This window comes from Solihabitans fulvus (genome assembly GCF_008386585.1).
In the GTDB taxonomy this organism is placed as follows: Bacteria; Actinomycetota; Actinomycetes; order Mycobacteriales; family Pseudonocardiaceae; genus Solihabitans; species Solihabitans fulvus.
In genome coordinates, this window is sequence record NZ_VUOB01000036.1 from 40,707 (window position 1) to 47,457 (window position 6,751).

Genomic DNA, 6,751 nt, shown 5'->3' on the forward strand with positions numbered 1-6,751 from the left:
ATCGTGTTCACAGCCCGTCACCAGAGACGCTGCCGATGGGGTGCGATCCTCTGCCAGGTCATATCGTTTGGACCATGAGCACACACTTCGACGTCGTGGTCCTGGGTGCGGGCCCCGGCGGATACGTCGCGGCGATCCGCGCCGCCCAGCTCGGGCTGAAGACGGCCGTCATCGAGGAGAAGTACTGGGGCGGCGTCTGCCTGAACGTGGGGTGCATCCCGTCGAAGGCGCTGCTGCGCAACGCGGAACTGGCGCACATCTTCACGCAGGAGGCCAAGACCTACGGCATCCGCGTGGACGGCACGGTGAGCTTCGACTACACCGAGGCGTTCAAGCGCAGCCGCAAGGTCGCGGACGGGCGCGTCAAGGGCGTCCACTTCCTGATGAAGAAGAACGGCATCACCGAGTTCAACGGCCGCGGCACGTTCACCGACGCCAACACCATCCAGGTGGCCACCGCCGACGGCGGCACCGAGACGGTGACCTTCGGCAACTGCATCATCGCGGCGGGCGCGACCACGCGGCTGCTGCCCGGCACGGCCGTCAGCGACCGCGTCGTGACCTACGAGGAGCAGATCCTCAGCGACGACTTGCCCGAGAGCATCATCATCGCCGGCGCGGGCGCGATCGGCGTCGAGTTCGCCTACGTGCTGCACAACTACGGCGTCAAGGTCACCATCGTGGAGTTCCTCGACCGGATGGTGCCGCTGGAGGACGCGGAGGTGTCCGCCGAGCTGGCCAAGCGCTACCGCAAGCTCGGCGTCGACGTGCTGACCTCCACCAGGGTGGAGTCCATCGACGAGTCCGGCCCGAAGGTGCGGGTCACCGTGTCCAAGGACGGGCAGCAGCAGGTCCTCGAGGCCGACAAGGTGCTCCAGGCGATCGGCTTCCAGCCGCGCGTCGAGGGCTACGGCCTTGACCGGACCGGCGTCGCGCTGACCGACCGGGGCGCGATCGCCATCGACGGCCGTGGCCGCACGAACGTGCCGCACATCTTCGCGATCGGCGACGTGACCGCGAAGCTGATGCTGGCGCACGCCGCCGAGTCGATGGGCATCATCGCGGCGGAGACCATCGCCGGGGCCGAGACGATGGAACTCGACTACGTGATGATCCCGAGGGCGACCTACTGCCAGCCGCAGATCGCCAGCTTCGGCTGGACCGAGGCGCAGGCCCGCGAGCGCGGCTTCGACGTCAAGGTGGCGAAGTTCCCGTTCACCGCCAACGGAAAGGCGCACGGGCTCGGCGACTCCGGTGGCTTCGTGAAGATCATCAGTGACGGCACGCACGGCGAGCTGCTCGGCGCGCACCTGATCGGCCCCGAGGCGACCGAGCTGCTGCCCGAGCTGACCCTGGCCCAGCAGTGGGACCTCACGGTGCACGAGGTGGCGCGCAACGTGCACGCGCACCCGACGCTCGGCGAGGCCGTCAAGGAGGCCGTGCACGGCCTGGCCGGTCACATGATCAACTTCTGAGCGCACCCACCGGCGTCGCACGCGCCGACGAGGGGCCCCTCCGCGCAGTCAACGCGAGGAAGGGCCCCTCGTCGCGTCAGCTCAGTCCCGAGCGGCCAGGTGAAGCGAGGGCCAACTTATTCCACTGGATGGAATGTCGCGCTTCGTCGGCACACCATCGCACCGCATGCTGTGGCTTATGTGGAGGCAGCGGGGCCACAGGCATGAACCTCGCGGTCGCAGGCCTGGCAGAGCGCTCCTTCGCGCTCCCGTGCCAAGGAACTCGGGAGGTCTCATGTCCGGACGCTGGGTGCGCTCGCTCGCGTGGGCTGCGGTGCTGCTGGACGGCTTCGATCTGGTCGTGCTCGGCACGGTCCTCCCAGTTTTGTTGCGGGACAAGGAATGGGGCCTCACGCCAGCCAGCGCGTCCGTGGTCTCCACGGTGGGTCTGATCGGCATGACGGTGGGCGCGCTGGTGATCGGCACGGTCACCGACGTGGTCGGCCGGCGCAAGGCGCTGACTCTCGCGGTGGCGAGCTTCTCGGCGTTCACGCTGCTGTGCGCGTTCGCCTCGTCGGCGACAGCCTTCGGCGCCCTGCGGTTCCTCGCGGGTCTCGGCCTCGGCGGCTGCCTGCCTACGGCGATCACCCTCGTCGGCGAGTCCTCCGAGCCCGCGAGGCGGGGCCGCGCCACGACCTGGCTCATGACCGGCTACCACGTGGGCGCGGTGGTCACTGCCCTGCTCGGCATCGTGGTCGTCCCAGCGCTCGGTTGGCGTGCCCTGTTCGTGATCGGCTCGGTCCCCGCACTGGTCCTTGTTCCCCTGATGCTGCGTCACCTCCCGGAATCCCGGGCCTTCACTGCGCCGAAGCCGGTCCGCGTGGTCGTCACCTCCCTGTTTCGGCCGGGATGGGCGCGCGCGACCCTGGCCTTCTGGGTGACCTCGTTCATGGGCCTGCTTCTGGTGTACGGCCTGAACACCTGGCTGCCGCAGATCATGCGCGCGGCGGGTTACCCGTTGGGCACCGCGCTGGGCCTGCTCCTCACGCTCAACGTTGGCGCGATTGTCGGGTTGGTGGCGGCGGGAGCCGTGGCCGACCGCGTCGGCGTGCGCCCGGCCGCCATCGCCTGGTTCGCGCTGTCGACGGTGTTCCTGGCGCTGCTGAGCCTGCGACTGCCCGGACCTGGCATCTACGCGGCCGTCTTCCTCGCCGGCTGTTTTGTGTTCAGCGCGCAGGTCCTGGTCTACGCGTACGTGGCCCGCACCTACGGCGACGCGAACCGCGCCACGGGCCTGGGTTGGGCCGCCGGCATCGGCCGGATCGGTGCGATCTGCGGCCCGTTGCTTGGCGGCGTGCTGCTGACGGCGGGCCTGGCCAACCCGTGGGGTTTCTTCGCCTTCGCCGCGGTCGCCGCCCTTGGCGCGACGGCCGTCGCGCTCGTCCGCGCAAGGTCCGATCTCGGAACTTCCGCTCAGTTGCGGCCTGTCCGACCAGGGCACCTCGATTAGATTGCCTTCATGCACCGCGCTTTCCCCCGGTCGCCCAAGGTTCTCGGCGCGATACTCACCGCAGGCGTGCTGGCCCTGAGCGCGCCCGTCGCGGCGGCCAAGGCCGCGCCCGAGCCGGCGTGCGCGAACCGCGACGCACCGCCTCCGCCCGTTGACACGTCGGAGAACCCCGCGCCGGGGCAGGCCGCGCCGACTCCGTTGTCGGTGCCCGCAGTCCCGGTCGGCGGGCACCGAATGGCGGAATGCGGTCTCGTCACGCCACGGGGTGCACCGAATCCTCCTGCGGGAATCACGGCCGCTTCGTGGGTGCTACAGGATCTCGACACCGGCGCCGTGCTGGCCGCGCAGGCCCCACACTCCCGGCAGCGCCCGGCGTCGCTGATCAAGACACTGCTCGCGCTCGTCGTGACGACCACACTCCCGCCCGACCAGGTGATCACCGCGACGACCGAGGACGCCGAGCAGGAGTGCACCTGCGTCGGCCTGGTCGCCGGCGGCCGGTACACGGTCGACCAGCTGCTGCACGGCTTGCTCATGAGGTCGGGCAATGACGTCGCGCACGCGTTCGCCACCGCGCTCGGCGGGGTCGGTCCGGCCCTCGAGCAGATGAACGCGACGGCCGCGCGGATCGGCGCGACCGACACGCGTGCCGCGACGCCGTCCGGACTGGACGGCCCCGGGATGTCGACCTCGGCCTACGACCTGAGCCTGATCTTCCACCACGCGATGAAACAGCCGGCGTTCGCGGCGGCCGTCGCCACGAAGAACTTCGAGATTCCCGCGACCGACGGCACGCCGGCCATCCCGATCGTCAACGACAACAGGCTGCTCGGCGTCTACACCGGTTTCCTCGGCGGCAAGACCGGCTTCACCGACGACGCCCGACACACCTACGTCGGCGCCGCCGAACAGAAGGGCAAGCGCGTCGCGATTGTGCTGGTGCGTGGCGAACAACAGCCGACCCTGCTCGTCGACCAAGCCGCGAAGCTGCTCGACTACGGCTTCGCGCTCGAGGCCAACCGCAGCGAGGCGGTCGGTCGGATCGCCTACCCGTCACCGGTCACCCCGACCACAACCAGCGAGTACGCCCTCCCCAGCGTCAGCAACTCCCCCAGTCCCGGCTCCCCGCAAGCGGCGGAACAGGGCGACTCGTTCGGCACCGTTGGCTGGATCACCGCGCTGGCGGTCCTGCTGTCGATCGTCGGCGGGTTCGTCCTGGGCCGCCAACGCACGAAAGCGGGCGGCGGTGGTCACTGACCTCGGAGTTGGGGGCACGGTAGCGTCTGGCTACGCGATCTCCACCTCAGTCAAGACCGCCCAGCCAGGTGAACAACGCCGGAAACACCTGCCGCGCACCGGCATCGGTCTGGACGCCGTGTCCCTCTCCGTCCGCGACAATGACCTCTGATCCATCGCCGAGCTCGTCCGCGTGCGAGGTCATCGCCGCGACCGGGATCCGACGATCGGCACTGCCGTGGGCGATGAAATGGGGAACTGGAGCCGGGCGGCGATCGGCAACGAAGCGGCCACCCGCCGATCGCAGAAACGCCAGCACGCTCGCATGCTCGGAGTCGGCGAGATCCGCAGCGGCCAGAAAGCCGCCCAGCAGGAACACACCCCGCGCCTGCGGACAGACGTGTGCGGCTCGGGCCGCCAGATAGCCTCCGTAGCTGTGCCCGCCCAGTACGATCGGCCCAACACCGAGGTGTCGGATGACGGACACAACGTCGTCGACGTCATCGTGCCCGTAACGGTCCGGCTTTGGCGGACGCAGGGCAGGGTCCAGCAGGCCACTCCCCCTCAGGTTGGGCAGCACCACACGCCAGCCATCCAGAGCCAAGGAATCCGCGAACGGCGACCAGGTGCCGAGATGAGCCCCGTTCGGTCCGCCGTGCAACAGCACCACTGTGCCCCTCGGTTCCGAGGCAGGCGCATAGATCAGGCAAGGCAGTGTGCAACTCACACCCTCGACCAGCGCCACCCGCGCGGCCGGAGGCACCGGTCCGGACGGGACGTCCGGCCGCAGCCTCACGGGTCCGGCAAGCAGTTCGGTCCGCTCGACCAGCTCGATACGTCTTGGCTGTCTGACTGAACTCCAGGACAGACCGATCACGTCGTCACACCGTTGCACGTCGGCCACGACGGCCGCACTCGCCGCCAACAGCGGACGAAGCCCGCCACCGTCGACGTTCCAGCGATAGGGCAGCCTGTTCGGCCATTCCTCTCTGATGACGACCACCTCGTCGCGGCCGAGCCACGGGCCGAGTTCGACGACCGAGTCCACATGCGACACATGGTTGCCGCCGACGCAGACCGCCCGCCGGGCTGTACCACGCCGCAACAGGACGGCGACCCGCAGTCCCGCATGAGGACTGACCGACATCGCCTCCACCGTGGCGCCCTCGGGCAGGGGAATATCACCGAGCCGTGGGTGGAACAGCGTCTGTCCATCCACAGTGGACCGCACTGTGCAGTCGGCCGGCGTGTGGCCGCTCGTCGCGGAACCGACTCCCAGCGGCATTCGTTGGGTGCGTCCAGCCTCACTGGCCGGATCGGCGAACACCTGCCAGGTGAGCTCGGTGCCGGTCCACACGGGGGCGCGGTGGCATGAGTCGCCCTCGGTCATTGGCGTCCAGCGCCCTGCGGACAGCGCGGCGAGCTGTCGTCCTGACCACGCGGTCGCCGATATTCAGGTGCACCTCGTCCCCAGGAACCCGGGCGTCGACCCACTCGTCGAAGTCGTGCATGCTGTCGAACACGAACTGGGCCGAGCAGTTCGAGGTGGTGCTCCCAACTGTGCGCCCAGCCGTCGTACTCGAACGGTCCGACGCCGTCCTCGGGAAAGCCGTCGTGTTGCAGGGTCAGCCTGGTCCGGTTCGCCTCGAGTTCGGCTAGCTCGATCGTGACCGTGCTCTCCACCAGGCAGGTGGGCAGCTGTAGCAGCAGCACGAGCCGGTGTGGCCGGTCAAGGGTCAGCACCCGGCCGACGTGCGCGGTGGGCAGCCGCGAGCCCGCATCGTAGAACCAGCAGAAGGCGGCCCCGTCGCGTTCCGGCATGAGACTGGCCGCGACCCCGAGCCAGCCCGTTGCCGCGTCCGGGTCGAACAGCTTCTCCCATACCGCCGTCGCCGGGTGGGGTAGGACTGCGACGTGGTGAACCGTGTACGTCATGGCACCGTTCCTCAACTGTGTGTGGTCGTGTCGGCCGCGATGGCGGCGATCCGGGCGCGGGTGATGGTGCAGGTGGCAAAGATGGCCAGGGCGCCGAAGATCGCGCTGGCCAGGACCATGGCCGCGCGCAGGCCACCTGCCGAGGCGACCGCGCCACCCAGCATCGCCCCCAACGGAATCGCACCGTAGGTGACCAGTCGGTGTGCCCCGCTGACTCGACCGAGCAACTCGTCAGGAGTTCCCGATTGACGCAGCGACACCTGGATGACGTTGCGGATCATGACGGCGCAGTCGATCAGGACCACGATCGCGTAGGCCATCCACGCGGTGGAGGTGACGGCCAGCAGCGCGCTGCCCAGACAGTTCCCCAGCAGAGTGAGCCGGATGGTCAGCGCGCTGCGCGCGACACTGCTGCGGCACCCCTGGCTGGCGGGTGAACTGACGGGAAGGCCCGCCCTCGGCCCCAACTCGTTGCGGCGGTCCGAGTCCGCGCTGCGGGCCGCCGTCGCGCTCACGCCCGACATCACCCTGGCCTCGCAGGCGCTCGGCGCCGTGCACGCGTACGTGCTGGGTTCGGTCGCCGCCCAGCAGGCCCTTCGACGCGCGGAGCAGCGCA

At 69.5% G+C, this 6,751-nt stretch carries 7 protein-coding genes; 4 read left to right on the forward strand and 3 right to left on the reverse strand.

What is annotated here, in order from left to right; all coding sequences use genetic code 11:
* Positions 1-74: 74 nt before the first annotated feature.
* From lpdA to F0L68_RS20250, 3 genes are all read left to right on the forward strand, one after another.
* Entirely contained in the window at positions 75-1,475 is a 1,401-nt protein-coding gene (lpdA, locus tag F0L68_RS20240) for a dihydrolipoyl dehydrogenase (RefSeq protein ID WP_149851189.1), read from the forward strand.
* A 274-nt stretch (positions 1,476-1,749) separates the two neighbouring features.
* Positions 1,750-2,964, forward strand: a complete 1,215-nt coding sequence (locus F0L68_RS20245) for an MFS transporter (RefSeq protein ID WP_149851190.1) — start codon at positions 1,750-1,752, stop codon at positions 2,962-2,964.
* 9 nt (positions 2,965-2,973) lie between these two features.
* Positions 2,974-4,221, forward strand: a complete 1,248-nt coding sequence (locus tag F0L68_RS20250; RefSeq protein WP_149851191.1) for a D-alanyl-D-alanine carboxypeptidase family protein — start codon at positions 2,974-2,976, stop codon at positions 4,219-4,221.
* A 46-nt stretch (positions 4,222-4,267) separates the two neighbouring features.
* On the opposite strand, the gene F0L68_RS20255 is transcribed toward F0L68_RS20250, so the two are convergent.
* From F0L68_RS20255 to F0L68_RS20265, 3 genes are read right to left on the reverse strand one after another with little or no spacing between them, the layout of a single operon-like run.
* On the reverse strand, positions 4,268-5,590 hold the full coding sequence (locus F0L68_RS20255) for an alpha/beta hydrolase (RefSeq protein ID WP_149851192.1): 1,323 nt from the start codon (positions 5,588-5,590) through the stop codon (positions 4,268-4,270).
* Positions 5,587-6,135 carry an SRPBCC family protein gene (locus F0L68_RS20260; RefSeq protein ID WP_149851193.1) on the reverse strand — a complete coding sequence of 183 codons (549 nt, stop codon included), beginning with the start codon at positions 6,133-6,135 and terminating at the stop codon, positions 5,587-5,589. The genes F0L68_RS20255 and F0L68_RS20260 overlap by 4 nt, the downstream gene beginning before the upstream one ends.
* A gap of 11 nt (positions 6,136-6,146) precedes the next feature.
* Complete coding sequence (locus tag F0L68_RS20265) at positions 6,147-6,440, reverse strand: MFS transporter (protein WP_188316696.1); 294 nt, start codon at positions 6,438-6,440, stop codon at positions 6,147-6,149.
* Between the two features lie 28 nt (positions 6,441-6,468).
* On the opposite strand from F0L68_RS20265, the gene F0L68_RS20270 reads away from it, so the two are divergent.
* Positions 6,469-6,751 (forward strand): TetR/AcrR family transcriptional regulator C-terminal domain-containing protein (locus tag F0L68_RS20270; RefSeq protein ID WP_188316697.1); only part of this gene is annotated, 283 nt, incomplete at its 3' end.

Bases quoted from the DNA above. Each gene is read 5' to 3' on its own strand.
- lpdA (WP_149851189.1), top strand. From the start codon at position 75: ATGAGCACACACTTCGACGTCGTGGTCCTGGGTGCGGGCCCCGGCGGA.
- F0L68_RS20245 (WP_149851190.1), top strand. From the start codon at position 1,750: ATGTCCGGACGCTGGGTGCGCTCGCTCGCGTGGGCTGCGGTGCTGCTG.
- F0L68_RS20255 (WP_149851192.1), bottom strand. From the start codon at position 5,590: ATGACCGAGGGCGACTCATGCCACCGCGCCCCCGTGTGGACCGGCACC.
- F0L68_RS20260 (WP_149851193.1), bottom strand. From the start codon at position 6,135: ATGACGTACACGGTTCACCACGTCGCAGTCCTACCCCACCCGGCGACG.
- F0L68_RS20250 (WP_149851191.1), top strand. From the start codon at position 2,974: ATGCACCGCGCTTTCCCCCGGTCGCCCAAGGTTCTCGGCGCGATACTC.